The 26,076-nt window shown below is 43.7% G+C and carries 24 protein-coding genes and 1 pseudogene; 8 read left to right on the top strand and 17 right to left on the bottom strand.

Annotation, left to right across the window (positions count from 1 at the left end; genetic code table 11):
• Window positions 1-4: 4 nt before the first annotated feature.
• On the bottom strand, window positions 5-919 hold the full coding sequence (locus M5J74_RS00515) for a branched-chain amino acid transaminase (RefSeq protein ID WP_106166172.1): 915 nt from the start codon (window positions 917-919) through the stop codon (window positions 5-7).
• 623 nt (window positions 920-1,542) lie between these two features.
• On the opposite strand from M5J74_RS00515, the gene dnaN reads away from it, so the two are divergent.
• Entirely contained in the window at window positions 1,543-2,688 is a 1,146-nt protein-coding gene (dnaN, locus tag M5J74_RS00510) for a DNA polymerase III subunit beta (RefSeq protein WP_106166171.1), read from the top strand.
• A 41-nt stretch (window positions 2,689-2,729) separates the two neighbouring features.
• On the opposite strand, the gene M5J74_RS00505 is transcribed toward dnaN, so the two are convergent.
• Entirely contained in the window at window positions 2,730-3,917 is a 1,188-nt protein-coding gene (locus tag M5J74_RS00505; protein ID WP_015152200.1) for a TRC40/GET3/ArsA family transport-energizing ATPase, read from the bottom strand.
• A 57-nt stretch (window positions 3,918-3,974) separates the two neighbouring features.
• Entirely contained in the window at window positions 3,975-4,229 is a 255-nt protein-coding gene (locus tag M5J74_RS00500; RefSeq protein ID WP_250014899.1) for a hypothetical protein, read from the bottom strand.
• On the opposite strand from M5J74_RS00500, the gene M5J74_RS00495 reads away from it, so the two are divergent.
• The 3 genes from M5J74_RS00495 to M5J74_RS00485 all read left to right on the top strand — a co-directional run bounded on the left by M5J74_RS00495 (window position 4,197) and on the right by M5J74_RS00485 (window position 6,230).
• Window positions 4,197-4,826: a class I SAM-dependent methyltransferase gene (locus tag M5J74_RS00495; protein ID WP_250014897.1), complete on the top strand. Its 630-nt coding sequence runs from the start codon at window positions 4,197-4,199 to the stop codon at window positions 4,824-4,826. The two genes, M5J74_RS00500 and M5J74_RS00495, sit on opposite strands and share 33 nt — an antisense overlap.
• A gap of 83 nt (window positions 4,827-4,909) precedes the next feature.
• On the top strand, window positions 4,910-5,779 hold the full coding sequence (locus tag M5J74_RS00490) for an aldo/keto reductase (protein ID WP_250014896.1): 870 nt from the start codon (window positions 4,910-4,912) through the stop codon (window positions 5,777-5,779).
• Window positions 5,780-5,789: 10 nt separating this feature from the next.
• The gene (locus M5J74_RS00485) at window positions 5,790-6,230 is read left to right on the top strand and encodes a GNAT family N-acetyltransferase (protein ID WP_250014894.1); all 441 of its coding nucleotides are present in this window, start codon (window positions 5,790-5,792) and stop codon (window positions 6,228-6,230) included.
• Between the two features lie 25 nt (window positions 6,231-6,255).
• Here the strand turns inward: M5J74_RS00485 and M5J74_RS00480 are convergent, their stop codons facing one another.
• The 6 genes from M5J74_RS00480 to M5J74_RS00455 form a co-directional block, all read right to left on the bottom strand.
• Window positions 6,256-6,546, bottom strand: coding sequence for a Calvin cycle protein CP12 (locus tag M5J74_RS00480; protein WP_015152195.1), 291 nt, complete (start codon window positions 6,544-6,546; stop codon window positions 6,256-6,258).
• Between the two features lie 1,070 nt (window positions 6,547-7,616).
• On the bottom strand, window positions 7,617-8,261 hold the full coding sequence (locus tag M5J74_RS00475) for a LuxR C-terminal-related transcriptional regulator (RefSeq protein WP_015152194.1): 645 nt from the start codon (window positions 8,259-8,261) through the stop codon (window positions 7,617-7,619).
• Window positions 8,261-9,142 carry a S1C family serine protease gene (locus tag M5J74_RS00470; protein WP_250014892.1) on the bottom strand — a complete coding sequence of 294 codons (882 nt, stop codon included), beginning with the start codon at window positions 9,140-9,142 and terminating at the stop codon, window positions 8,261-8,263. Before M5J74_RS00470 ends, M5J74_RS00475 begins: the two co-directional genes overlap by 1 nt.
• 1 nt (window position 9,143) lies before the next feature.
• Entirely contained in the window at window positions 9,144-10,064 is a 921-nt protein-coding gene (locus tag M5J74_RS00465; protein ID WP_106216803.1) for a S1C family serine protease, read from the bottom strand.
• A gap of 352 nt (window positions 10,065-10,416) precedes the next feature.
• The gene (locus M5J74_RS00460) at window positions 10,417-11,181 is read right to left on the bottom strand and encodes a calcium-binding protein (RefSeq protein ID WP_015152191.1); all 765 of its coding nucleotides are present in this window, start codon (window positions 11,179-11,181) and stop codon (window positions 10,417-10,419) included.
• Between the two features lie 703 nt (window positions 11,182-11,884).
• Window positions 11,885-12,781: a DMT family transporter gene (locus M5J74_RS00455; protein WP_250014891.1), complete on the bottom strand. Its 897-nt coding sequence runs from the start codon at window positions 12,779-12,781 to the stop codon at window positions 11,885-11,887.
• Between the two features lie 340 nt (window positions 12,782-13,121).
• Here M5J74_RS00455 and M5J74_RS00450 point away from each other — a divergent pair, with 340 nt between their 5' ends.
• The gene (locus M5J74_RS00450; protein WP_106216805.1) at window positions 13,122-13,472 is read left to right on the top strand and encodes a hypothetical protein; all 351 of its coding nucleotides are present in this window, start codon (window positions 13,122-13,124) and stop codon (window positions 13,470-13,472) included.
• A gap of 34 nt (window positions 13,473-13,506) precedes the next feature.
• Here M5J74_RS00450 and M5J74_RS00445 read toward each other — a convergent pair whose 3' ends face one another.
• Window positions 13,507-14,010: a hypothetical protein gene (locus M5J74_RS00445; protein WP_250014889.1), complete on the bottom strand. Its 504-nt coding sequence runs from the start codon at window positions 14,008-14,010 to the stop codon at window positions 13,507-13,509.
• A gap of 133 nt (window positions 14,011-14,143) precedes the next feature.
• Window positions 14,144-18,304, bottom strand: coding sequence for an amino acid adenylation domain-containing protein (locus M5J74_RS00440; RefSeq protein ID WP_250014887.1), 4,161 nt, complete (start codon window positions 18,302-18,304; stop codon window positions 14,144-14,146).
• Between the two features lie 639 nt (window positions 18,305-18,943).
• Between M5J74_RS00440 and M5J74_RS00435 the strand changes: the two genes are divergently transcribed.
• Window positions 18,944-20,812: an ABC transporter ATP-binding protein gene (locus tag M5J74_RS00435; protein ID WP_015152186.1), complete on the top strand. Its 1,869-nt coding sequence runs from the start codon at window positions 18,944-18,946 to the stop codon at window positions 20,810-20,812.
• 121 nt (window positions 20,813-20,933) lie between these two features.
• Here the strand turns inward: M5J74_RS00435 and M5J74_RS00430 are convergent, their stop codons facing one another.
• From M5J74_RS00430 to M5J74_RS00405, 6 genes and pseudogenes are all read right to left on the bottom strand, one after another.
• Window positions 20,934-21,476, bottom strand: a complete 543-nt coding sequence (locus M5J74_RS00430) for a TOBE domain-containing protein (RefSeq protein ID WP_250017186.1) — start codon at window positions 21,474-21,476, stop codon at window positions 20,934-20,936.
• Window positions 21,477-21,614: 138 nt separating this feature from the next.
• Window positions 21,615-22,036 (bottom strand): annotated as a pseudogene (locus M5J74_RS00425) (ABC transporter ATP-binding protein); the annotation flags it as partial.
• A gap of 68 nt (window positions 22,037-22,104) precedes the next feature.
• Window positions 22,105-22,680 carry an HD domain-containing protein gene (locus M5J74_RS00420; RefSeq protein ID WP_250017185.1) on the bottom strand — a complete coding sequence of 192 codons (576 nt, stop codon included), beginning with the start codon at window positions 22,678-22,680 and terminating at the stop codon, window positions 22,105-22,107.
• Between the two features lie 5 nt (window positions 22,681-22,685).
• Window positions 22,686-22,910, bottom strand: a complete 225-nt coding sequence (locus M5J74_RS00415; protein ID WP_371934100.1) for a type II toxin-antitoxin system HicA family toxin — start codon at window positions 22,908-22,910, stop codon at window positions 22,686-22,688.
• On the bottom strand, window positions 22,910-23,122 hold the full coding sequence (locus M5J74_RS00410) for a type II toxin-antitoxin system HicB family antitoxin (RefSeq protein WP_015152182.1): 213 nt from the start codon (window positions 23,120-23,122) through the stop codon (window positions 22,910-22,912). The genes M5J74_RS00415 and M5J74_RS00410 overlap by 1 nt, the downstream gene beginning before the upstream one ends.
• 145 nt (window positions 23,123-23,267) lie before the next feature.
• Window positions 23,268-23,489, bottom strand: coding sequence for a helix-turn-helix transcriptional regulator (locus M5J74_RS00405; protein ID WP_015152181.1), 222 nt, complete (start codon window positions 23,487-23,489; stop codon window positions 23,268-23,270).
• A 165-nt stretch (window positions 23,490-23,654) separates the two neighbouring features.
• Between M5J74_RS00405 and M5J74_RS00400 the strand changes: the two genes are divergently transcribed.
• Both M5J74_RS00400 and typA read left to right on the top strand, forming a co-directional pair.
• Window positions 23,655-24,128: a hypothetical protein gene (locus M5J74_RS00400; protein ID WP_015152180.1), complete on the top strand. Its 474-nt coding sequence runs from the start codon at window positions 23,655-23,657 to the stop codon at window positions 24,126-24,128.
• Window positions 24,129-24,226: 98 nt separating this feature from the next.
• Complete coding sequence (typA, locus tag M5J74_RS00395) at window positions 24,227-26,017, top strand: translational GTPase TypA (protein ID WP_015152179.1); 1,791 nt, start codon at window positions 24,227-24,229, stop codon at window positions 26,015-26,017.
• The last annotated feature ends 59 nt before the right edge of the window (window positions 26,018-26,076 follow it).

Genomic DNA, 26,076 nt, shown 5'->3' with positions numbered 1-26,076 from the left:
TTATTTAACTAATTGCGATCGAATATACCCAATCTTGATATTTTGGTTCTCTACCTTCGGTAATAGCAATCAGTTTTTCTTGCAGCTTTCGTGTAATTGTATTTTGCGGCGATAATTGATAATTTTCTAATCTTTTTACTGGAACAATTTTAGCTGCTGTACCGCATAAAAAGACTTCATCAGCAATCAAAAGTTCGGTTCGATCCACTGGTCTTTCTATTGTTTCAATTCCTAGATCTTTGGCAATCTTAATGACGCTATCTCTAGTAATGCCTTCTAAAATATCTTGGTCGAAACCTGGAGTAATCAGTCTTTCGTTTCTGACAATGAATATATTCATTCCCGAAGCTTCGCTCACTTTGCCTTGAGAATTCAATAAAATTGCCTCATCAAAACCCGATTCAGCTGCTTCTGTTTTTGCTAAAGCAGAAGTGATGTAAGCAGCACTTATTTTACCCCGTAGTGGCATACTGCGATCTTCTTGTCGATACCAAGAGCTGATACGACAGCTAACACCTTCAGCAGATAAATAGTCTTGTAACTCTAATCCGTAAACAAAAAGATCCTTTTCGATCGAATGCAATCGCGGTGCGATTCCTAAGCCAGAGGTGTAAACAAAAGGACGAATGTAGAAAGATGCTGTGGGCTGATTGCGTTTGACAAATTCAACGATGACGCTTTGAATTTTGTCCGCTGGTAAATCGTAATGCAAAAATCTAGCACTATGACTCAATCTCTGGCAGTGGCGATCGAGCCGAAACAGCAAAATTCTCTGGGAATCCTGCGGGTGGGGAATTCCGCGTAAACCACCTAAGGCTCCCGTTCCGTAGTGTAAGGCATGGGTAGCAATGGAGATCTTAGCCTCGCCAAACGGAACAAACTGATTTTGAAAGTAGGCGATCGGTAGGAAGCTTTGCACGGGCAAACTTAAACAGAGGTGAGATATTTCACTATAGACGATTTTACAGCTCTAATCCCAGTACGATTTGAACTAAATTCAAATAGAACAGATGAATTTGGAAAATTTAATATATTATCATCAAGCATAGTAAAATCAAAAGTACTAAGCTGACAGCCAGTAAGTCGAATTAGGCTTGTTGGAGCTTTAGCTAATTGAGTTGGCGATCGCGATCGCTCTCTACAACTCAAGCTTAAAGCGAGTATAAATAAAAATTAAGATTCAGTTCTGCCTGTGGAAAACTTCGGGTTTTCTGTGGAAAACCCGGGGACAATTTGTGGAAAACTATTGATTTTACGTGGAAAATTTACAGTAAGTATAAATACCCTGTGGAAAACTTAAGGCTTTTTTCCACAAGTTTTCCACAAGTTTTAATCTCTAGGATCGCCACAGAAACAGCAAGAGCCATTTTTTTTCACAGTTTCCACAGCACCTACTACTACTAATAAAAAAAATATATCTTTAAGTCGGATCTATTCGCACAGAAGTTTATTGGTTCATCCTGACAACAACCTTGACAAGAGTGATACTATGTCTATTCTGGAGCAAATCTGTCCTAGCCCAGTGCCATCTGTTAGCCGTCCATGAAACTCGTCTGTACTCAAAACGACCTTAGTACAAACCTTTCTCTTGTCAGTCGCGCCGTCCCCTCGCGTCCGACTCATCCGGTTTTGGCTAACGTATTGCTGCAAGCCGACGCAGATACGCAGCAGGTAAGCTTGACAGCTTTCGATCTCGAACTGGGAATCCGCACCACGTTTGCTGCTACAGTGATATCAAGCGGTGCGATGACTTTGCCTGCTAAGTTGTTAAATGATATTGTGGCAAGGCTTCCAGAAGGAGAAATTACGCTGGAAGAAGAGGAAGGAGAAGTCCCATTTATTGCGGCGATCGCCTCTCAGCATGGACGCTACCAAATACGCGGTATGGGTGTGGAAGAATTTCCAGAATTACCCGTTTTGGAGAAGGGTGAATTCGTGCATTTACCAGCAGACGCTTTGATGGAGGGGTTGAAGGGTTCGTTATTTGCGACGAGTGCTGATGAAAGCAAGCAGATTTTGAAGGGACTGCATTTAACCGTCCAACAAGACACGCTAGAATTTGCGGCAACAGACGGTCATCGCTTGGCAGTCGTGCAAACTGCCAATGACACTTCAGACGGAGAAGAGACAAGACAGCTTGAAGTTACCGTACCTGCTAAAGCGTTTCGAGAACTGGAACGGATGCTGGGTAAGCTACAAGCCAGCGAACCAATTGCCTTAAATTGCGATCGCGGTCAAATCGTGTTTGAATGGTCGGAGCAGCGACTGACGTGTCGCACCTTAGAAGGTCAGTATCCCGCCTATCGTCAGTTAATTCCACGTCAATTCGAGCGCCAAATTGCGATCGATCGCAAACAATTACTGGGTGCATTAGAACGAATTGCGATTATTGCCGACCAGAAAAATAATATTGTCAAGTTTCATATTGATACTGACAAACAAGAATTAGCCTTATCAGTTGATGCGCAAGATGTAGGTAGCGGAAAAGAATTTTTGCCTGCTGAAATTTCTGGTGGGGGCAATCTTGATATTGCTTTTAATATTGCTTATTTGATGGATGGAGTCAAAGCATTACCTTCAGGGGAAATCGAAATGCATCTCAATACGGCAGTCACTCCAGTGGTTTTGACTCCCATTGGTGGGTTGCAGATGACTTATTTGATTATGCCCGTACAGATCAGAAATTAGTAGGGGCGCACAGCTGTGCGCCCCTACGTTAATGAAATGTACTAAACCTTAGCAATATCGGCAAAACGAATTTTGAGATAATCCTCGTCCATCTTTGCTCCAGATGGTTGTAATGCAGCTAAAGCTTGCGGTAAAACCAAATTACGGCGATGGTTGCCGATGGTGATGTTCAATTCATCCCCTGTTTTACTCAACTGAATTTTATCTTTGGGAATCCCCGGCAAATACAGTTCTAAACTGTACTGATTTTGCTCTTGTACGACTTTGAGCGTAGTTTCTTTGTAATAAACTTGAGCAGGATCTTCTTCTTGATATAATGTTTCTTTCAGTCTTTCTAAAGCTGCTAAACCGCACATTTCCTCGGAATATAGTGGCACTTCCTTGACGGGTAAAGGACGAAAGTTTTCGTGAATTTCCTGACGATATTGCTGTTGATTTTCTTTCCACTTTTGGAAGAAAGGATCGGTTACTTGTTCGGGAATGATTCGGTTGGCAACGACTAAATCTGTAGAAACATTATATAAACTGAGATAGGCATGAGCGCGAAGAGATTCTTTAATCACCATTTTTTCAGGATTAGTGACTAGGCGCACGGAAGTTTTCGTGTTGTCAGTTAAAACTTTTTCCAATGCCTCAATTTGCTCGTAAAATTCATAGGGAGCATCCATCACTTCTTTATCTGGAAGCGAAAAACCTGCAATAGGTTTAAATAAAGGCTCTACCAAAGGTCTAAGCGCTACAGACATTTTTTGTAATGGCTTGTAAAAGCGGCGCATATACCATCCACTGACTTCAGGTAAGCTAAGCAACCTTAAAGCCGTACCCGTAGGCGCAGAATCGATAATTAAGACATCGTATTCGCCTTCATCGTAGTGGCGTTTCATCCGCACCAGACCGAAAATTTCATCCATGCCTGGTAGAATAGCTAATTCTTCAGCTTGGACTCCATCTAATCCTCTTGCTTGTAAGACTTGGGTGATATAGCGTTTGACTGCACCCCAGTTTCCTTCTAATTCCAGCAGCGCGTCTAATTCTGCACCCCAGAGATTTTGGCGCACTAGGCGAGGTTCGTGTCCTAATTCTAAGTCAAAGCTATCTGCTAGGGAGTGTGCGGGGTCAGTGCTGAGAACCAGCGTGCGATAGCCGAGTTCGGCGCAGCGCAGTCCAGTAGCCGCCGCCACAGAGGTTTTCCCAACTCCTCCTTTACCAGTCATGAGGATTAGACGCATGAATATTGTCCTATCTGAGAAATGTTTATATTTGTTTATAATCTATCAGCTGTTGAATTATCGGTGGGGAAATAGGTTCAATGGTAGTTGGTAATGGGTAATGGGTAATGGGTAGTTAGTAGTTGGTAGTTGGTTATTATTCTCCCCTGTCCCCCTTGTCTCCCCTGTCCCCCTTGTCTCCCCTGTCCCCCTTGTCTCCCTTGTCCCCCTTGTCCCCCTTGTCCCCCTTGTCTCCCTTGTCTCCCCTGTCCCCCTTGTCCCTAATTCCCAATCCCTACAATGCAGACAAATCTCTGGACTAATGCTGACCACGTTTTATGGTATCTCGCGAAAGCAGACAAAATTCCCCATCGGACTGAGGGAGAAGGCGTTTTGTTAGAACAAGTGCCAAAAACGGTAGAGCGAATTCTCGATTTGGGGACGGGGGATGGTCGTTTGCTGGGTTTGTTAAAAATAGATCGTCCGCAAGTTCAAAGCGTGGCGATCGATTTTTCTCCGACGATGCTAGAAGCGGTTCGTCAGCGTTTTGCTGAAGATGAAACAGTAGAGATAATAGCTCACAATTTAGACGATCCTCTACCATCTTTGGGTCATTTTGATGCTGTTGTTTCTAGCTTTGCGATTCATCATTTAACGCACGATCGCAAGCGTTCTCTCTACGAAGAAATTTTTAATTTTCTAGTACCAGGCGGAGTTTTTTGCAACTTGGAGCATGTTGCTTCGCCGACTCAAAATTTACACGATCGCTTTCGTCAAGCAATAGGAATTGCAGATGAGCCAGACGATCCATCAAATATATTATTAGATGTAGAAACTCAACTTAAATGGTTGCGAGAAATTGGTTTTACAGATGTTGATTGTTATTGGAAATGGCTAGAGTTGGCTTTATTAGTAGGGCGCGTTAAATAATGTACCCTGCTGGCGCGATCGCCGCCAACGTCTGTGCAGAAAGATAGAATGGGCGAGAGGAACACGTCACGGAATCTTAAGTGATGGAAACAAAACAACTAGGGAATACTGGTGTCACCATCAGCGCTATCGGTCTAGGTGGAATGCCAATGTCATTGAGTAGCAGACCACCGGAAGCACAAGCGATTGAGACTATTCATCGCGCTCTCGATTTAGGTGTAACTTTGATTGACACAGCTGATTCTTATTGCAAAGACGAGTCAGATAAACACCACAACGAGCGTTTAATTCATCAAGCGTTGCAACAATATCAGGGTGATGCGAGTAACGTAGTTGTTGCTACCAAAGGCGGTTTAATGCGTCCTGGCGGAAGTTGGACGCGCAATGGTAATCCAGACCACTTGCGGGAGACGATTCGGATTAGTTTTGACGCTTTCGGAGGAGAAAAACCGATCGATCTGTGGCAATATCACGCTCCAGATCCAAACTATACAATCGAGGAATCTCTCACTCCTGCCAAAGAAGCCGTTGCAGCGGGAACGATCCGGTATGTTGGTGTTTCTAATTTCTCTGTAGAACAGATTAAACGCGCCCGCGACGTAGTTGATATCGTCTCCGTTCAAAACCAATATAATCCCTGGCAGCGACAACCAGAGACAGATGGAGTATTAGAATATTGCGAACGTGAAGGTTTGACTTTCTTGCCTTGGAGTCCTTTAGGGGGTAGCCGTCGCGTTGCTAGCTTGCCAGACATTCCCGCGATCGCTCAATTAGCCAAAACGAAGGGTGTCTCTGTCTACGCGATCGTCTTAGCATGGCTGCGGGCAAAATCCCCTTGTGTAGTGCCTATTCCTGGTGCGAGTAAAGCTAGTAGTATCGAAGATTCTGTCAAATCTGCCCAAATTCAACTATCTTCAGATGAAGTAGAGCAAATCGATCGCGCTACAAGTTAACTTACAAAGTATGAAAGACATTCAGCGTCGGCAAGCAACGCAAGCAGATTATGATTTTTTGCATGACTTGCACCAGCAGACTTTTCGGCTGTATGTCGAACAAACCTGGGGCTGGGACGACCAACAGCAAGTAGAGTTGTTTCGTCAGTCCCACCAAAACCTAGACGAGTCGCCTTTTGAAATTTTGTGTCTTGAGGAAAAAGAAATTGGTTGTATTGCGATCGAGGATAAAGGCAATTTTCTCTTGCTTGACTACATTGCCATATTACCTGATTATCAAAATAGAGGGTTGGGTACTCAATTAATTGGCGAACTTTTAGAATTAGGTAAAAGTAGAGGAATTCAGGTGCGCCTTAACGTTATTAAAGTAAATCCCGCCAGAAAGCTTTACGAGCGATTGGGATTTCAGGTTGTCGGTAGCGACGAATATCGCTACTATATGACAGCTTGAGACGTTCCGTAGAACGCCTCTACAACTACACATCGTAAATCAGACATTCAAGCGATTCTGGATACTCTATACAGTAGAGATCGAGACTATTTCTTTGTTGAGCCGCTTCACGATGGCTTCTTTCTGCTTGTAATTCTTCCACAATGTCCCACGCTACCGCGCATTCGCTAGAACTGTCACCTGAAGTTTGGCACGCAGCACGCGCTTCTTCTAAAGCTTGCACGATCGCTTTTTCTAAAGAATTGCTAATTTCGTTTCCCGCGATCGCAGTAGCCATTGTAGTGACTTGGGAGGGACGATCTGTTGCCTGAGTCATAAAAATCTCCTGTTTAGCTTTTCAGCCTTGATTCCGCTGTGCTTGTCTTTCTCGCTCCCTCAAAGTTGGTAACTCTGAAGTATTTCCTTTTCTAATTTAGGCATGAGAAGACCAGCTGCCAGTGAGTAAAACCGTAATTTTAAGCATCGGTTTTTACTGCCTATATCCTAGATCGATTTTTCTAGATGCTGTGGTTATGCTTATAATTTTTTAGTTTATTTTTTCGTACATTAATCTTAGACTTCTAATATTTTAAACATTTAATTAAATATTCTTATAACTTAAAAAAATGTTTACAACTTTTGTTGAATTATAGTATTTGCTTTAGAAAATATCGAAATTAATAGAACTGTCAGCGTACTTATTTTGTAGCTAGCATAACACTAATAGTAAATAAATCGTTTGAAATACATTCGTAGGGGCGCACAGATGTGCGCCCCTAAAGATCTATATCTAATTTATAAAGATAGAATAATCTAAAGTAGATACGCAAACAGTAACTCCAAATAAAAAGTATAATTCATAATATCAAGCCGCTCAGAATACAATCGCATTCTAAGCGGCTGAATGATTAACATATAGTTAGATATAAAAGACAACTCTAAACGTGAACTACCTCAGACCGTTCTGATGGAGGGTTTCGCCTCCCCTTGGTAGTAACGAAGTGGAGGAAGCGATAAAAACTCCACACCGTTTAGAACTGATATTAACACTGTCCATTTGCCTGACATCGCTCTCCTTCAGCTAATGGCTCTGGGTCACAACGGCGTAACCCCCATCCAGTGCGTTCTTTTATTATCTACAGTTATTAGAATAGCGATTCCAGAAACGGTAGCGATCGCACCATAGTAAGAGTTTCTACTCATTAATAAGTTAGAGTCTACTCATTCACTTTTTTCTATCCAGAAGCAGTTGTCAGGGAGCAGGGAGGAAGAGAGCTGCTCTTGAGCTGAGGAAGCGCAAGGTTGCTGAGGGAGCAAAAATACCACTTACTACACCCCACTTACTACACCCTACACCCCTGCTCCTGAGCGCAACGCAACACGCACCACGCACCACCCAACTACCAATCACAACATAATCAACCCTTGTCTTGCTCCTAAAGTCACGGCTTCTGTACGGCTGCTGGCGTTGAGTTTGCTAAAGATAGAGGAAACATGAAACTTAACCGTATGCTCCGAGATTCCTAAACGCTTGGCGATCGCCTTATTGCCCAACCCCTCAGCTAGCATTCCCAAAACTTCAATTTCGCGGGAAGTTAATGCTTGTAGTGGTGTCGTTGCTTCTACAACTCTTTCGCTCATTGGTAAAAGAGTAAGGAGAAGATCGATCGCATCGGCGTGCAATACAACTAATCCACTTGCAACAGCTTCTACAGCTTGTAAAATCTCTTCTGCGGATGCCGATCGCGGTAAGATGGCTTTGACACCAGAACGAAGCAGTTCGGGTAGGCGATCTCGATCCTCAGTGTCGATAAGAATGGCGATTGGTAATTCTCCTACTTCTGATAATGCAACTAATTTTTCACTGACAGGCTCTCCTTCTGGTAAACTCAGCTCGATCAGAACTACATCAGGGTTATGAGTTGCGATCGCCGCAGCTAAGGTAACTGGATCGGCAGAACTACCAATTGTCAATAAATCGGGATTTGTCCGCACGATACTCTCTAAACCCGCACGGACAATCGGATTAGTGGCAGCAACCAGAACCCGCATCACGCCGCTACTGCTCCCGACTTATCTGGAATTTGGATTTGCGCGATCGCCGATTTGCCAGCACGAATCAAATTGAGTTGCAGTAAATCTCCTGGGGAAAACTGCCAAAGAACTTCGGCTAAATCTGAAATGTCAGTGAAACCTCGTCCGGCTACTCCTGTTAATACATCGCCAGTTAATAATCCAGCAGATTCAGCTAAACTATCTGCTTGTACTGCCAAAATTAATAAACCTAACCTGCGCCTGTATCTCCGTCCGATTGCCACAGGCTGGAGAGTCACTCCTAGATAAGGTTTAACTGTACCACGCCGTAAGAAACGCTCTACTATATTGCTAGGTATAGCTAAGCCTAAACCACCTGCGATCGCGGTGTTGATCCCGATAACTTTACCTTGAGTATCGGCAAGAGCGCCACCAGAATTCCCAGAACGCAAGCGAATATCTGCTTGTATCCAGGTTCCAGTTTGATTTTTGCCAGTTTGATTTTTGCCAGTTTGATTTTTGGAACTGACTGTGTGAATAATTCCAGTTGTTAAAGCATTTGTTATACCTAGTGGATTACCAACTGCGAACACCATCTGACCGACTCGCAGCGTGTCAGAATCTCCAATCGGAGCAGCTGGTAGATCGGTAGCATCAACCTTCAATACAGCTAAATCTTGTAGGCGATCGCGGTTAGTACATACAGCGTCGAGTACCCGATTGTCTGCAAGTTTGACTGTAGGGCGATCGCTCCTAATGACGTGAGCATTCGTAATAATGACACCATCAGCTTGCCAAATTACACCAGAGCCGCCGCCAAATCTTCGGTCTTGTATCTGTACCGTAGAACGGCTCAAAGCTGCGGCAACACTTGCTAGTTCGTCATTTAGTGTAGTCATATCAACGTTCTCCAATCGCGATCGGTACTGTTAATAACGCGCCGCCTCGAATCACTTGTGCGTTGAGGGTTTTACCTACAGACTCCGAGCCGAGCATTGCTTGCACGTCTCCGGTGTCGGCGATCGCTCTACCATCAAGGGAAATGAGTACGTCGCCAATGAATACGCCAGCGCGATCGGCGGGACCATCGGATTCGATATTGACGACGATTACGCCCCCGTTACTGGATAAGTTCAACGCATTTTTCAGATTGTCGGGTAGTAACACGGGCTGCATTCCCAAACCCAAATAACCCCTGGCAATTTTGCCTTTTTCCAATAAGGTGTCAATAACGCGGTTAACAGTCGCAACAGGTATAGCTAGCACCATATTACGAGGACCAACAGTATTGATACCGACAACACTACCTTTCGCATCTACTAATGGACTGCCAGAAAAACCAGGATAAAGTGATAAATCTAATTTGAGCAATCCTTCAGTCTGTTTGCCACACCAATCTCGTTGTGTAACACCAATACCTTTGGCGCTAACAACTCCCCAGCTAGCACTTAAACCGCTCTCACCAGGACGTGCTACAGCTAACACTAAGTTTCCAACTTGCAAAGTACCGCTATCGCCAATTTCTGCTGTAGGTAATTGGACATCTGGTATTCTGAGTACAGCTAAATCCGTGCTGGAATCTCGACCGATTAAAGTTGCAGCTACCGTGCGATCGTCTGGTAGCCTGACAGCAATTTCCTCATCCCGCCTTACCGTATGTTCGGCAGTAACGATGATACCATTGCGCCAGTGAACGCCAGTGGAAGGAATACGGTGACGTGCATTTACAGCAACAACGGCACGACCTGCCCGTTCGACTGCATCAGCTAAATTATTGGAAAGTGCTAGCAAAGTATTACTCTCAATTGATGGCGACTCCATATCATTTTTCCTTTTAGCAAGTGGTCATTTGTCATTTGCCATTTGTCGCTGCTCCCTACTCCCTGCTCCCTTTCTTCTCAACAACTGATTACTCATCATCATGCCGAACTGATACTATAGATGACATCAGAAAAATGGGGAGAGGAAGACCTAGAAAAATGGCTAGGAACTATATCTGTAAATAAAAAAGCTGCCGTTAGTACGGACAGCTCTTGGTTACTTATTCAAATTCGGTCAGCGTTTCTCAGTAGGTTAAATAGTTCTATTCTGTAGTTAAGACTTAAAAAATCTAGTGAAATAGCTGGCAAATAGCAATTAATTTTTCAGCTTAAGCTTATTTTGAAATACGTTGTTAGCTGACGTATTTGAAGTAGCTTCCACCAATATTAACTGATTCTGGTGTGGTTCCGTGCAAAATAGCGATAAGTTCTTGCGTGCCAGGATTGTTAGCAAATTCAGCATAAATTCCCGTTCCTTGTAGGAGTAAATCGCTTGGTGCTGCACCTAAGCTGTAGGTGACTTGTGTTTGCATAAATGATGGTCCAGATGTGTCAATACTTCTTAAAACGATCGTATCTTCAAGAGGATTGAAGTCTGTAATGAGAGCGTAATCGTTATTGCCAGCAAATCTGTAAGATGTACCTGCGCCATCACGCCCAGCACCACCTTCAAGCCTGAAGGTATCTGCTCCTGCACCTCCCGTCAAGACATCTATTTCATTAGCACCGCGACTAACTGAACTACCAATGTATGCACCTCCTCCAGCACCATCAATGATGTCGTTTCCTTCTCCTCCATCTAAAACATCGTTGCCAAATCCACCAATTAAGTTATCGTTGTTTCCATCTCCAAACAAAACATCGTTACCGTTGAAACCGTATAGAGTATCGTTACCTGTTCCACCATATACAGTGTCGTCTCCGTAACCGCCATCTAGTAAGTCATTGCCCGATCCGCCTTTCAATCTATCGTTACCGTTGCCTCCCCATAGAGAGTCATCTCCATCTCTACCGTAAAGTTTATCGTTGCCATCGTAGCCGTAAATAAAATCGCTCTCAGCAGTATCGAGACTGCCGGAAAGTTTGTCATCGGAAAATGTTCCTTCAATAGTTGCCATGTTCTTTGCTCCTCTTACCAGGTTTGTTTGATTATTTGTAGATTGGTTGAAAAATTTTCTCTGTCAGACTGACTAGCAGAAGACAGAGAAGTTCAATCCAATAATTACAACCTAACTTTGCAGCTTGCCGCTGTCTTGAGAAGGATTACCGCACAACTTGGTAAAAAAAGTTACTTTGAAGCTCTCGTAGCGATCGCCATCGGCAATGGTGCTTATTGCAACTATTTTCATTAAAAATTTGTCACCCAAACAGCTCGTAGCTTTGCTAGAGCTTAGATTTGGGTAGCGAAACCACTTGAATATAATTTCATTTAAAAAGTTTATTTAGCTGTATTTGCTATCGTTATAATTAATTTTCTTACCTAAATAATATTAAAAATATATTATTAATAATTTTTTAATAATTTTTTTATATTTGAGCAAATCGCCAACGAATGGTATTATCTTACCGTCTCTCTTTGTTTTTGTCTATCTCTTTATAAAGCAGAGAAAAACTTAGCTGCACTTCATTTATTATTATGCCGCAATTGTGCAGATTTAGTGCAGTTTTATTGCAGTTTTATTGCAGCTATTTTTGCGAAAAGTACAATCTTCTAGGTAGAAGCAACCTTTATCAGAAATTCATAGTTTTATCTCAAGAACTATAGCAGAAATACTCAAGACTCGCTCTGAAACAGAAAGAATGAAACGTCGCCTGCGTTACTCAACGCGATAACAACAGTACAGCTATACCACTTAGGGCTACAAAAACCCCTAAAATCGCTCTAAGACTGATTCTTTCTCCCAAGCAAACAGCTATAGGAATGACAAATAAAGGACTGGTATTGCTCAGCGTGAGGGCAACTCCTACAACTGCAAACTTGACTGCTACCTGTTGCAGCCAGATTCCTAAGTAAGTGCCAGCAAAAGCAGCAATGCAAATTGCTACCATAATCTTTGCATTTATGCTTTTGAACTCAAAGCGCCTGTGGTGCTGCCTCTGCCATCCCCAGGGTAACAAAACCAATACGCCGCCACACAATCGCAATAAAGCTGCCCATAAAGGACTAATATTGCTGGTAGTTAGTACGATCCGAGAAATGACAGCACCACTAGCAAGGGCGATCGCGGCTAAAATCCCAAAACCAACACCTCGTTGTATGCGTGTATGCCTTTCTCCTAAATTTGGTACTCGTTCTGTAACTACCCAAGCCACACCTAGAATAGTTAGTAGAATGCCGCACCACGCACTCATGCTGAGCTGTTCTTGCAGAAAAATCAATGCCAAAATTGCTGCAAGAGGAGGTGATAAAGTCTCCATTAACAAGGCGCGTCTAGCACCTAAGTAATTTAAAGCAAAGAAGAACGCTGTATCTCCAATCCCAATTCCTAAAACCCCACTGAGTAGAAGTAAGCCTAAAGTAGTAGGAGTAACATCTGAAAATGTTGATTTTTGTAACAATAGCGTACAAACAAGTAAGGCGATCGCGATCGCGCCTTTGAGAATATTTAATTCTAGTGGTGGAATACGTTGTCCGATGCGTCCGTAGATAACTGAAGATATTGCCCACAAACAAGCAGCTGTTAGCGCCGCCAGCTCACCTAAAAAATCTGTCTGCAAGATTGCAAAAAAGTTATTAAAAATACTGAACAACTCTTTTTAATGTTTTAGATAAAATACTATAACGCCTTTTTCAGGTTAGCACTCAAAGTACTTTAGTGCTAATTTTTGTCCGTTACTTTTTAGCACTCAAGAGCCAACAGTGCTAATTTCTTAACTTAATATTTCTCATGATATAGCTCATTCTCCGCCTTTTTTCGGATGTCAACTCACCTTAATTACAGCTATAACAATTGCTAATAATAAGGACTATTAAGTGGCTAGTGGCTGGTGACTAGAAAAGAGCTTAGCTACCGAGCGCTGACAACTAACAACTGATAACTGATATTAGGAGATCGAGATGGAATATACATTTGAAATTGTAGGGGTGTCGCCGATTCTCTACTTTTTTCAACATCAACAGCAAGTCGTACAAGTTCCTCAGTGTCGAGGAGTAGAGTATTTAGGAGCATACAAATGTACCTTGGATGCTTTTTTAAAATCGATAGAAACTATTCCCTACAAACAAGATTGGAATTTAGAGCAAGTCATCGATACCGTCGTTAGTTTTTGGATGCGTAACTCAGACACGGTTCAGTATTGGAAATCTCGTTTTGACGATGCTGGGGGTAAAGATAATTTATTAGTAGCAAGAGTAGCAGATGTCAATGGTTTAAAGGCAGAGTTTGAAGCGTTATTAAGTGACGGATAATCGATATTACCAACAACCAAAAACTAACTACTTACTACTTACTTTCCCAGCGCAATAGTCTTGGTAGTTGGGATAAATCGAGAGCGTAGTTCAAAGCCCACAACACAATATTGACAAGTAATAAATTCTTTATCCAAAGCAGTTCATCAGTTGGGCTTAGTAGTGTCATGCCTTCATACAGCTGCCAGATACGATAAGGCAAGTAAAGATAAGGAACCATGACCCACACAACAGTATGAAAATATCTCAGGGTGACAATTTCGGAAAGAATTTGCAGACCCAGCATGACTAAGTATGGTATCAGTACAGTTAAAATGCTGGAGTAGCCCTGCCAAATTCCCCACACCAAAGCAGCTATTGGTAGCAATAATCCGATAATCTGTACCGTACCAAACCATATTTTGAACCACTCAGGCAGTGGTTCGGGAAGATAAAAAGGTTTTGAGTGTCTCCACGCCCAGCCAACGAGGGCAAAAAAGGACGTGGCGATCGCAAAAAACAGCAGGTTCTCGAACAGGAGGTAAACTTCTGTAGACATCTGCAAGCTAGAGAATAAACAACGAGCGATCGCGCTTGTTTGTACTTTCTTGTTTGTATTTTAGCGGATAGTATCTCTAGCAAGAATGCGATCGCTCGCGACACAGAACTGCAAACGACGATTTTGTCAGCAATCAGCCGATTGACAGCTCCATGACACAACTGTTACCGACTAAGCTTAACGTGCGATCGCCAACTTGTGCTTGCTCCAAGCAATTCTTGAGTTTAGAAGCTAATACTTGCACGTTTGGTTCGTCCAACAAACCCAAATGCGTACCAGGTATTTCATGGATCTCGACTCCTGGCTCGACAAAGCTATTCCAACCGCGATCGGGTGTAGAGTAACACCATCTCAAAACTTCTTTACTCGTAAACAGAGCCACTCGACCGGAGTAACTTTGCGGAACGTAATCTACCATTGTTGCCTGCTTTAGCGCCTCAATTAGCACCATATCGTAAGGGTTGGCATTTTCAGATAAAGCGTAGTTGTTCCACAGGTCATATTTACTGCTTTGTTTGCCAGTCAACAGCGAGTGTATCCAATCTAACTTTTGCAGAAAATAAGTTTGTTTTTCTGGTAGCGGCAACCGGCAAAGAGTATGCAAGTAAGTATAAATTGTGCGAAATAGCGAGGGATTGTGAATAAATAAACGGGGGCTGTAAGTATCGAACATGGCGAGTAAAGCCACTTCCTCACCCTGCGCTTGTAACTGTCGCGCCATCTCAAAAGCTACCGTACCTCCACTGGAAAAGCCGCATAACAGATAGGGACCATTGGGCTGAACCGTCCGCATTTCTTGAATATAATCGGCTGCCATGTCTTCAACTTTGGTGTGAGGGTTTTGTTTACCATCTAACCCCCGTGCTTGCAATCCATAAACAGGTTGTTCCGAACCTAAATGACGAACTAACTTTTGGTAGCCGAGAACGTTTCCCCCCAGCGCGTGGATGCAGAATAAAGGAGATCGATCTCCGTGAGGCTGAATTGCCACTAATGAAGACCAAGAAACTAACTGTTGCGGTTGACCGAGTATATTGGCTAGTTGCTCGATTGTTGGTGCTTGAAACAAAGTTGCTAAGGGAAGTTTTATGCCAAACTTACTTTCGATTTGGGTAAATAGCTGTACGGCTAACAGCGAATGTCCTCCTAGCTCGAAGAAATTATCGCTGACTCCAATTGATTGAATACCTAGAACTTCCGACCAAATTTGGGTTAACTGGAGTTCCACGGCGTTGCTAGGAGCAGCAAAAGCCTTTTCTAGGTCGGGTCGATCGCGATCGGGAATTGGCAAAGCGCGACGGTCTACTTTACCGTTAGGAGTGAGTGGGATTTCGGCGATCGCCACGAAAGCAGCAGGAACCATGTACTCTGGTAATCTTTCCTGAAGGAAACGCCGCAGTTCGCTTGTAGCAGGTGCAGGCTGATGTCCTACGACATACGCCACTAATCGCTTATTTCCTGGCTCGTCTTCCCGTACCAGGATGACAGTTTCTCTCACTTGTGGATGTTGTGCCAGTACGGTTTCAATTTCTCCCAACTCGATGCGAAAACCGCGAATTTTAACTTGATGGTCGATGCGACCGAGAAATTCAATGTTGCCGTCTGGGAGATAGCGGGCTAAGTCTCCCGTCTTGTAGAGTCGTGCTGTTGGATCGTCGCTAAAGGGGTCGGGAATGAATCTTTGTGCAGTGAGTTCGGGCTGATTTAAATAGCCAGAGGCAAGACATTTGCCACCAATATGTAACTCTCCAGCCACGCCAACCGGACAGGGATTGAGATAAGAGTCGAGAATGTGGTAGCGGGCATTTTGAATTGGTTTGCCGTAGGGAATGCTCACCCAATGCGGCTCGACTGTTTGAATTGGATAAGAATTAGACCAGACTGTGGCTTCGGTTGCTCCGCCGAGACTAATGACTTTAACTCCTGGGAATGTAGCTTTGAGTGTGTCTGGTAACTTTACTGGTATCCAATCACCACTCATAAATACTAACCGCAGTTGGGGATAGCGATCGCCCCATTCAATCTTGGGGAAAAAAGTAGCGAGTTGTTGCAGTGCAGGTGGTGCAGAGTCCCAGAACGTAATTGGTTCGTCACGCAATATGCGCAACAAAGCTTCTGGATCTTGTACGTCACGGTTAGATACGACTCGAATCGATCCACCTGCGGCTAAAAGCCCGAAAATGTCATAAACTGACAGGTCGAAGCACAAAGATGTGACGAATAAAACTCTATCGGAAGAGTTGACGGCAAAAGTTTTGTTTACCCACTGAATCAAGTTGATGACGGGTTGATGGCGAACTACAACTCCTTTCGGCGTTCCGGTGGAACCAGAGGTAAAGATTACGTAGGCGACATCATCTGAGCTAGCGGACAGGGGTAAGTTGTCGGTAGGGAGTCGATCCAGATCTGCACGCAGCCAAATTTGGCGATCGAATATTTTCTTTGTATCTTTTGTAGGGGCGCACGGCTGTGCGCCCCTACCAATGTCACGTTTTTCAGCATCCAAACAAATTAAGTGTTGTAGCGCCGGAAGTTGAGATTGAATCTCGTCAAGATTTGGTAGCAGTGAAGTTTGCGTTACCAGACAATCGATCGCCAGTGAAGAAAGCAGTAGTTGAATGCGTGCTTTGGGAAAGCTGGGTTCAAGCGGTACGTATGCACCCCCCGCTTTCAAAATCCCCATGACTGCTACGACTGTCTCTAGCGATCGCTCTAAATATACCGCAACTAGTACTCCTGGCTTCACGCCTAATTGCTGTAAGTGTCGTGCTAATTGATTGGCTCTCCAGTTCAGTTCTCTGTAAGTGAGCTGTCGATCTTCAAAAACGACAGCAACGGCTTCGGGTGTCAGTTCTACCTGTGCTTCAAATAGCTGATGAATGCAAAGATCTTGGGAAAAGTCTGTCTCGGTGTCGTTCCATTCCCGCACGATGCGATCGCGTTCTGCTGTTGTCAACAGGGGCAATGCTCCAATGCACTGCTCGGGGTTTGTTGCTATGCTCGACAGCAAAGTTTGCAAATGTCCTAGCATTCGCTCAATTGTTGCATCGTCAAATATTTGCCGATCGTACTTAAGTTTGAGTAAAAGTTCTGGTGCGGCGCAGCTAACTAAGGTGAGCGGATAATTTGTTTGTTCTTCTAATCGGAATTCTAGATTTTGCCATCGACTACCTTGAGCGCGTAAAGCCGAATTCAATTCGTAGTTTTCAAATACCAAAAGGCTGTTAAATAGAGGCGTACCACTTGGAACGTCGCTCCAACCTTGAATCTTGACTAAAGGAGTATGTTCGTAGTCGCGCAAAGTCACCCACTGCGATCGCAATTCCTGCAACCACGGTAAAAGCTGTTGCTCTGGCGAGACATTGACCCGCACTGGTAGGGTATTAATCAGCAGTCCTACCATAGACTCAGCTCCGGCTACAGAGGAGTGACGGCAAGCTCTCGTGGCTCCAAAGACAATATCGGTTTCGCGACTGTAGCGACTCAGTAGTATAGCCCAAGCTCCCTGTACCAAAGTGTTAAGCGTGAGCTGGTGTTGTTGTGCCAAAGATTTTATTATCGCTGTCGTTTGCTCTGACAGTCGCAGTTCGCGATCGCCAAAACTGCGATCGACGATCTCTAAGTCTGTATTTAAGGTTTTAGCTAATGTTGAGTTAGCTATTAATGGAGTTGGTGCAGTAAAGCCTTTGAGTCGTTGTTGCCAAAAGTTGGCGGTTTTTGACCAATCTTGCTGTAACCATTGGATGTAATCTTGATAAGGACGAGGTTGTGGTATTTCTAAGTCCTCTCCCAGGCAGAAAGCATTGTAAAAAGTAAAAACTTCTTTGAGAACTATATGCAAAGACCGACCGTCTAATATGGCATGATGAAAAGTCCAAATCAAGCGGTAGTCACGATCGCCGAGCTGCACCAGAGCTAAACGCATTAATGGCAAGCGATCCATCTGAAAGCCAAGGGCGCGATCGCGCTGAAGATATACTTGCAACTGTTGTTCTTGTTCCATCGCTGACAAGCTACGCCAATCTTCTCGTTCTATCTCAATAGCGGGTTGTAGGTGGACGCATTGTAATGGTTGACGATCGCTTTTCCAATCAAAGCTCGTTCTTAAAACTGGGTGGCGTTCCACAACTCGTTGCCATGCTTGAATAAAAGCAGAAATATTGAGGCGATCGCGGATCGAACAAATTACCTGCTCGATATCAACTCCAGATTGTTGAGCGTGGAGGCTATGAAACAGCATTCCCTGCTGCATTGGTGAAAGTGGGTACGCGGTTTCTATAGTTGTTACTTTCATTTGCTTTTAATTCTTAACTCTTAATTCTTAATAGTTAATCGTGAAATTGATTGCTCGTATAGAAACGTTATATGTAACGTCTCTATACGAGAAACTGCTATAGCAGTTCTAAATGATTTGTGCTTCTAGCCAGCCGCAGGCTAGAAGCCTGCTCCACGTTCATGAATCAAATTAGATTGCTATAAAATCAAATAAGTTAAATTAGAAATTTTCTCCTTTTGAAAGCAAGCTAAAAAGATTGAAATACAAAATTTAAGTACGAAACTTATGCAGGATTAAGTATTTGAATCATATGAATATGCAAAATAATATATCTGGCATAAAAAATTGCCAGAAGATTGTAGCGATCGCAATAGTTTCAGATAAAGATTGATACAGGGATTACTGATAATAATACTGAAAAACGGTGAATGTAATATGTAGTTTTCATATTTTTTTGATTAAGACTAGTAGCAGACGGATAGTAGGCATTGAATCGCTCCATATTAGGCAGATTCGGGTAACCTCCTCATCAGAAATAGAAAAACTGAGCGATCGCCTGCAAAAATCTAGCCAGAATGAGAGCGATCTTGAGTCAGTACTAGCGCTAAATTAAGAAAATGTATTTTAGATGACCGATCGTCCATTAAAGGTTGCAGCATGACGACATCAGCGCCCGTATCCCAACCCGTCAGAAATCGCCGCCGCCAGAATGATTGGCGATTGTTCCTAAGATTAATTCCTTACGGTCGCCGTCACGGTAGGTTATTGTTGATTTCCACGGTTTTGCTAGTTCCAGTAGCGATCGCCAATGCCGTTCAACCAATTTTGATCGGTCAAGCAATCTCCCTCATTCGTAAAGAACCAAATACCTACGATTTTCTCAAAAATCTACCTCTGGGGCAGGGTTTACAAATTCTGGAAGGTTTGTTGCTGTTAACAGTGATAGTTCGTCTCATCTTTTCAGGCGTGCAAGGCTACTTAGTGCAAAAAGTCGGACAACAAATGACAGCAGATATTCGCAACGATCTCTTTGCACACGTTACATCTTTAGCAGTTCGCTTTTTTGATCGCACCCCTGTGGGAAAATTAATTACTCGCTTAACAAGCGATGTGGAAGCATTAGGAGATGTCTTCACAACTGGAGCAATAGGTATTATCAGCGATCTATTCTCCATGTTAGTAATTTTAGCTCTCATGTTTCAGCAACAGTGGCAACTCGCTTTAATGCTGTTGTTGATGCTATTTCCAGTCACGGGATTAATTATTTTCTTTCAGCAGCAATATCGGAAAGCCAATTATAAAGCTAGAGAAGAACTATCTTTACTCAATTCCACCTTACAAGAGAATATTTCTGGGATTAACGTCGTACAGATGTTTCGCCGCGAACAATTCAACGCCGAACTATTTCGCGCCACGAATTTAAACTATATTCGTGAGGTAGATAGAACGATCTTTCACGATTCAGCAGTCTCGGCAACTTTAGAATGGGTAGCTTTAGTAGCAGTTGCAGGGGTACTCTGGTTGGGTGGTATTTTTGTCCTGCAAGAAAGATTAGAATTTGGCGTTCTTGCTGCATTTATTCTATTTGCTCAACGATTATTCGATCCTTTACGCCAGTTTGCGGAAAAATTTACTGCAATTCAAGCCGGATTTACAGCTGTTGAGCGCATCAGCGATATTTTAGACGAACCAATTGAGATTCGCGATCCGGTTGAGAATTCGGAATTCGGAATTCGGAATTCGGAATTCAAGATACACCAACAACCAACTACCAACAACCAACAACCAACTACCCATGTCGGAGAAATCCGTTTTGAACATGTCTGGTTTGCTTATAAAAATGACGATTATGTGATTAAAGATTTAGATTTTACGATTCGTCCAGGAGAAAAAATTGCTTTAGTTGGTCCTACGGGGGCGGGAAAAAGTTCGATTATTCGGCTGCTGTGTCGTCTCTACGAACCGACACGAGGACGAATATTAGTGGATGGAGTTGATATTCGAGATATTCCGCAGGCAGAATTGCGCTGTCGGATGGGTGTGATTCTGCAAGAAGGTTTTATTTTCGCGGGAGATGTGAAAAGTAATATCACACTGGGGGATACTTATTCTTTTGAAGAGATCCGCGCCGCCGCAGAGAATACGAATGTGGCACAGTTTATCGAGCAGTTACCCCAAGGATACGATACTCAGTTGCGAGAGCGCGGTACGAATCTTTCTAGCGGACAAAAGCAATTGTTGGCGTTTGCGCGTGCGGCAATTCGTAACCCTCATATCCTCGTACTGGATGAAGCTACGGCTAGTTTGGATGTGGGTACGGAAGCTTCGATTCAAGATGCCTTGGAACGCTTGCTAGAGGGGCGAACGGCAATTATTATTGCTCACCGTCTTTCCACAATTCGCAATGTAGACCGAATTTTTGTCTTGAAGCGGGGTGAATTAGTCGAGTCTGGAACTCATGAGGAGTTGATACAGCTTGGTGGGTTGTACGCAGGTTTGCACCAGTTGCAGATGTTGGGTACATAACCAAATAAAAAGGCAGAGGAATACTGAAAGCGTCCCCTGCTCTGTTTCCTTGTCAATTATTAAGAATTGTAACACGTGCGATCGCACTTGCTGCTCTATCTGAGGGGGAATTTGCGTTTTACTATGGATACAATCGATCGCCAGTAGTTGGTTCAAAGACAAATAAACAATCTAAATCTAGTTGCAGAAATAAGCGATCGCCTACACGTAAATTGACATTAGGACTCACTTGTGCGTTTAATAATACGCTCGTTCCTGGTACGTTGCCTTTAATTAAAATCTCTCTTCCCAATGGTTCTACTACTTTTAAGTGAGTCGTGAGTAGCGAGTCGCGTGTCTTGTTTTGGCTGCTGAGTGGTTCATTGACATAAATACACTCAGGACGAATTCCTAAATCTACAGGTTTTCCTGGTGCTAAATTCAATTTCTGTTGTATTTCTATCGGACAAAAAATGTGTTGTTCCCCTATCTGAAAACCTTGATTTGTATAAATAGCAGGCATAATATTCATTGGAGGGTTGCCCAAAAAAGTTGCTATCATCTGATTAGCTGGATGGGCATAAACTTCCTGTGGTGCGCCGATTTGTTGAATCTTGCCGCGATTTAATACGACAATTTTATCGGCTAATGTCATCGCTTCAACTTGATCGTGAGTGACATACACAGTTGTTACACCTAATTGTGCGTGTAACTGTTTTAATTCTGCCCGCGTATCGTCTCGTAATTGAGCATCTAAATTCGATAGGGGTTCATCTAATAAAAATACTTGTGGCTGACGCGCGATCGCTCTACCTAATGCTACCCGTTGTTGCTGTCCCCCGATAGTTGTTTGGGTTTGCGATCGAGTAGATTTTCTAAAGAAAGCGATCGCGCTACTGTCTCTACTCGTTCTCTGATAATTTTGCGATCGACTTGCCGCATTTGCAATCCGAAGGCGATATTTTCTGCTACCGTCATGTGAGGGTAGAGGGCGTAATTTTGAAATACCATCGCGACATCGCGCTGTCTGGCGGGGATATCATTCATCAGCGTGTCCCCAATATAGAGTTTGCCAGATGTAGCTGTTTCTAATCCCGCGATCGTCCTCAAAATCGTGGACTTACCGCATCCCGAAGGTCCCACCAGTACCCAAAATTCTCCATCAGGAACTTCAAATGTAATATCTTCGATCGCAGTGACATTATTAAATCGGCGCTTAATATCTTCTAGACGGACGTTTGCCATAAGCAGAGGTAATGGGTAATGGGTAATAGGTAATAGGTGATTCGCAACTACCAAATACCAACTACCAATTACCTATTATCATCCTTCACTAGTTGTTCTAATTCTGCAACGACTCGTTCTAATTCTTTAATTAAAGGTGTCTTTTCTCTAGCGATAAAAGCTTCGATAACGGCGCGATAGTACCATAGCGTACCGTCTTTACCACCTTTAAATCGTTCCCATACGGTTTCGCCTAAAGTGCGATAGTCTTTTAAGATCGACCTGGCGTTGTGTAGTTTGTCGGCAGCTGAGACTAAAATTATCGATGGGGATGCTTGAGGAATAGTGGCGATATAAGCTTCCTTGCGCTGTCTCCAAGGTGGTTTGGGGATTGTTTCTGCGTCGGTGCAACCGTCTACAATCGCGGTAACTGTATCGCCAAAACGACGGCGAATTTCTTCTCTTGTCGCCGCACCCCCTTGGTCTTCAATTGCATCATGGAGTAAAGCTGCGATCGCTTCATCTTCGTTTGCTCCATATTCTAAAGCAATACTGGTTACGCCTAGCAGGTGAGAAATATAAGGCACGCCGGAACTTTTACGCACTTGCTTTGCATGGAGTTCTGTAGCGTAAGTCAGTGCTTCGATAAAGCGGCTGGAAAGCATTTTCTTCAAAGCAGGTCTATCAACTCTTCTCTTGTCATCTTGGCATCACGTAAGATTTTACGTAGTAGACCTCTGCCGACATTTTTACCAGCATGAACGGGAATCGTCACTACTCTTCCGTCTTCATGCTGCATTCTGACATAAATGCCCTTTTGTCGAACTACTTGAAAGCCCACTTTCTCAAGAGCATGAATAACTTCACTGCCTGTAACAGCAGGTACTTTTGGTATTATTTTACTACCTTTTGGATACCTACAAACTCCGGTAAGTTTTCGTACTCCTCTTCTTCCAAACAAAGTTCGATGACTTCTTTAATATTTGCTATTAGCTCGTCAATAGTTTCGCTTTGGCTGTAACAGGCTTTAAGCTGAGGAACTTCTCCTACATAATATCCATCTTCATCCCGTTCAATGATAACGTAAAATTCTTTAGTATTATTCATAACAATGTATTTTTGATAGATTCAAATTGTATCCTTTAAATCTATCTGCAAATGTATGTACTGCATATCGAGCAATGTAATTGCGGTAGTTGAGTCATTCACTATAGGTAATTCGATTTTGCAGTCAGTTAAGATTAACGATCGCCTATTCTTTTACGACTTCTAGTAAGTCTTCGATGATCACGTCAAAAGTCTGTGCTAACTTCCGCAATGCGTTAATATCTGCCATTGCCATTCCAGGAGAAGCAGCATAAGTTTTCACTGTACCGTAAGCTACTCCCGATCGGTCGGAAACTTCTTTTAACGTCCACCCTTCTTTTGCAGCAAATTCTCTAATTTTTAATCGTACTAATCCGTTTGTTGACATGCCGTTGACTTGTCAGCTGAAGCGTTCTATAATACTTAAATCTATTAAAAGCGATCGCCCTGGTCTGGCAAACTGTGACGACCGCTTTGTCAAAATACAACCCACAAAGTAGAAAATCGCTACCAGGAGTAGAGATTTTTCACTACAAAGTGAGAATTCATTAATATGATAGCAACAGAAAACACGCAAGCAAAGTATATTCATCCTTTAGCGCGATTTGTTACCACAGAAGCGATCGCTCTTTGCCTTAACTTGCAACCAGAGCAAATCTACAAAATCGACTGCTGGCGCTACGTCATCCACGTTGTCGGTAAAGGCGTGAGTACGTTTGTCAGCTATGCCGATTTACCTCCGATCCTCGGAGTCGAACCGCCAACAAACAAAGATTTTTTTCGCTGGCGCAAGCGGTTTGCCAAGCACAAAAAACAAGCCCCCCAATTTTGGGAAGCATTCTACCAGCAAAAATTGCAGCAAGCAGCTTCCCAGACTGAGTTAGACCAATGGAAGCAAATCTTGCAGGTAATCGAACAAATCCTTCCCTCGGATTCTGTAGCAGCATTACGCACTGTATTTGAGGAAACGCGATCGACAATCCGATCGTACCGACTCCCGACTCCCCTCATAAGCTACAATTATTAAGGCATATTTACAGAATTGCTATTATTGACTCAATTCTGCTAAAGGCTGCTAACACTGTATCAGCTTAATTATCCTATACAAAACTCTGGAACGCCCTTATGACGCTCCCCATTCGCAACGTCGCCATTATCGCCCACGTCGATCACGGCAAAACTACTCTCGTTGATGCCCTCCTGAGACAATCTGGCATCTTCCGCGAAGGGGAAGACGTACCTGATTGCGTGATGGACTCAAATGCCTTGGAACGAGAGCGAGGCATTACCATCTTGTCAAAAAATACAGCGGTGCGCTACAAAGAAACGCTGATCAACATTGTCGATACTCCCGGTCACGCTGACTTTGGCGGCGAAGTCGAACGAGTTTTGGGCATGGTTGACGGTTGTATCTTGATTGTAGATGCCAACGAAGGACCGATGCCGCAAACGCGCTTCGTGCTGAAAAAAGCCCTAGAAAAGGGACTGCGCCCGATTGTTGTGGTTAATAAAATTGACCGACCCCAGGCAGATCCTCACGGTGCAGTTGATAAAGTTTTGGATCTGTTTTTGGAACTGGGTGCAGACGATGACCAGTGCGATTTCCCTTATTTATTTGCTTCTGGTTTAAGCGGCTATGCCAAAGAAGATTTAGAAGCAGAAGGGGTAGACATGCAGCCCCTATTTGATGCGATTTTACGTCACGTTCCACCACCTGTAGGCGATCCGGCAAAGCCATTGCAGTTGCAGGTCACGACTCTAGATTACTCGGAGTATGTAGGACGAATTGCGATTGGTAAAATCCATAATGGTACGATCCGCGTCGGACAGCAAGCCGCTTTGATCCGCGACACGGGGGAAATTGTTAAAGGCAAAGTCACAAAATTGATGGGCTTTGAGGGTTTAAAACGGATCGACCAAGAAGAAGCATCTGCGGGTAACATTATTGCGATCGCCGGATTTGCCGATGCTAATATTGGCGAAACGATTACCTGTCCTAACGAACCCCAGGCATTACCACTGATTAAAGTGGACGAGCCGACCTTACAAATGACATTTTCCGTCAACGACTCGCCCTTTGCCGGACAAGAAGGAAATTTTGTGACTTCCAGACAGGTACGCGATCGCTTGATGCGAGAATTGGAAACTAACGTCGCTCTGCGCGTGGAAGAAACCGACTCCCCCGATAAATTCTTAGTTTCGGGACGCGGCGAACTCCACTTGGGAATCTTAATTGAAACCATGCGACGTGAAGGTTACGAATTCCAAGTTTCTCAGCCACAGGTAATCTATCGCGAAGTCAGTGGACAACCCTGCGAACCGTTTGAATATCTGGTGTTAGACGTACCGGAAGAAGCCGTAGGTAGTTGTATCGAACGCCTGGGACAGCGTCGGGGTGAAATGCAAGATATGCAAGTTGGGGGTAACGGACGCACTCAACTCGATTTCGTCATTCCCGCCCGTGGATTAGTTGGCTTCCGAGGTGAGTTTATGCGGATGACTCGTGGTGAAGGAATTATGAACCACAGCTTCCTCGAATACCGTGCTATTTCTGGGGAAATTGAAGCCCGTCGCAACGGCGTACTGATTTCTTTTGAAGAGGGAGTAGCCACCTTCTACGCCATGAAGAATGCTGAAGACAGAGGCGTATTCTTTATCACTCCAGGTACTAAAGTCTACAAAGGTATGATTGTGGGCGAACATAACCGCCCGCAAGACTTAGAACTGAATGTTTGCAAAACCAAACAGCTAACCAACCACCGTGCTGCTAGCGGTGATGAACTAGTCCAGTTGCAAGCACCCGTAGACATGAGCCTAGAACGCGCTCTAGAGTACATTGGACCCGACGAGTTAGTAGAAGTGACCCCTAAATCGATTCGGCTGCGGAAGCTATCGAAAAAGCTGGCTAAACGATAATCCTTGTAGAGGCGTTGTTGTAGAGACGTTACATGTAACGTCTCTACATTGGGTGAAAT

This window comes from Chroococcidiopsis sp. CCNUC1 (assembly GCF_023546805.1).
Lineage (GTDB): Bacteria > Cyanobacteriota > Cyanobacteriia > Cyanobacteriales > Chroococcidiopsidaceae > Chroococcidiopsis > Chroococcidiopsis thermalis.
This window is presented reverse-complemented; position numbering and strand designations above follow the sequence as displayed.

Excerpts from the sequence above, each read along its gene's own strand:
- M5J74_RS00435 (WP_015152186.1), top strand. The coding sequence starts at position 18,944 with ATGACGACATCAGCGCCCGTATCCCAACCCGTCAGAAATCGCCGCCGC.
- M5J74_RS00470 (WP_250014892.1), bottom strand. The coding sequence starts at position 9,142 with ATGACTACACTAAATGACGAACTAGCAAGTGTTGCCGCAGCTTTGAGC.
- M5J74_RS00475 (WP_015152194.1), bottom strand. The coding sequence starts at position 8,261 with ATGCGGGTTCTGGTTGCTGCCACTAATCCGATTGTCCGTGCGGGTTTA.
- M5J74_RS00480 (WP_015152195.1), bottom strand. The coding sequence starts at position 6,546 with ATGACTCAGGCAACAGATCGTCCCTCCCAAGTCACTACAATGGCTACT.
- M5J74_RS00490 (WP_250014896.1), top strand. The coding sequence starts at position 4,910 with ATGGAAACAAAACAACTAGGGAATACTGGTGTCACCATCAGCGCTATC.
- M5J74_RS00505 (WP_015152200.1), bottom strand. The coding sequence starts at position 3,917 with ATGCGTCTAATCCTCATGACTGGTAAAGGAGGAGTTGGGAAAACCTCT.
- M5J74_RS00400 (WP_015152180.1), top strand. The coding sequence starts at position 23,655 with ATGATAGCAACAGAAAACACGCAAGCAAAGTATATTCATCCTTTAGCG.
- M5J74_RS00420 (WP_250017185.1), bottom strand. The coding sequence starts at position 22,680 with ATGCTTTCCAGCCGCTTTATCGAAGCACTGACTTACGCTACAGAACTC.
- M5J74_RS00450 (WP_106216805.1), top strand. The coding sequence starts at position 13,122 with ATGGAATATACATTTGAAATTGTAGGGGTGTCGCCGATTCTCTACTTT.
- dnaN (WP_106166171.1), top strand. The coding sequence starts at position 1,543 with ATGAAACTCGTCTGTACTCAAAACGACCTTAGTACAAACCTTTCTCTT.
- typA (WP_015152179.1), top strand. The coding sequence starts at position 24,227 with ATGACGCTCCCCATTCGCAACGTCGCCATTATCGCCCACGTCGATCAC.
- M5J74_RS00445 (WP_250014889.1), bottom strand. The coding sequence starts at position 14,010 with ATGTCTACAGAAGTTTACCTCCTGTTCGAGAACCTGCTGTTTTTTGCG.
- M5J74_RS00405 (WP_015152181.1), bottom strand. The coding sequence starts at position 23,489 with ATGTCAACAAACGGATTAGTACGATTAAAAATTAGAGAATTTGCTGCA.
- M5J74_RS00460 (WP_015152191.1), bottom strand. The coding sequence starts at position 11,181 with ATGGCAACTATTGAAGGAACATTTTCCGATGACAAACTTTCCGGCAGT.
- M5J74_RS00495 (WP_250014897.1), top strand. The coding sequence starts at position 4,197 with ATGCAGACAAATCTCTGGACTAATGCTGACCACGTTTTATGGTATCTC.
- M5J74_RS00410 (WP_015152182.1), bottom strand. The coding sequence starts at position 23,122 with ATGAATAATACTAAAGAATTTTACGTTATCATTGAACGGGATGAAGAT.
- M5J74_RS00440 (WP_250014887.1), bottom strand. The coding sequence starts at position 18,304 with ATGAAAGTAACAACTATAGAAACCGCGTACCCACTTTCACCAATGCAG.
- M5J74_RS00465 (WP_106216803.1), bottom strand. The coding sequence starts at position 10,064 with ATGGAGTCGCCATCAATTGAGAGTAATACTTTGCTAGCACTTTCCAAT.
- M5J74_RS00485 (WP_250014894.1), top strand. The coding sequence starts at position 5,790 with ATGAAAGACATTCAGCGTCGGCAAGCAACGCAAGCAGATTATGATTTT.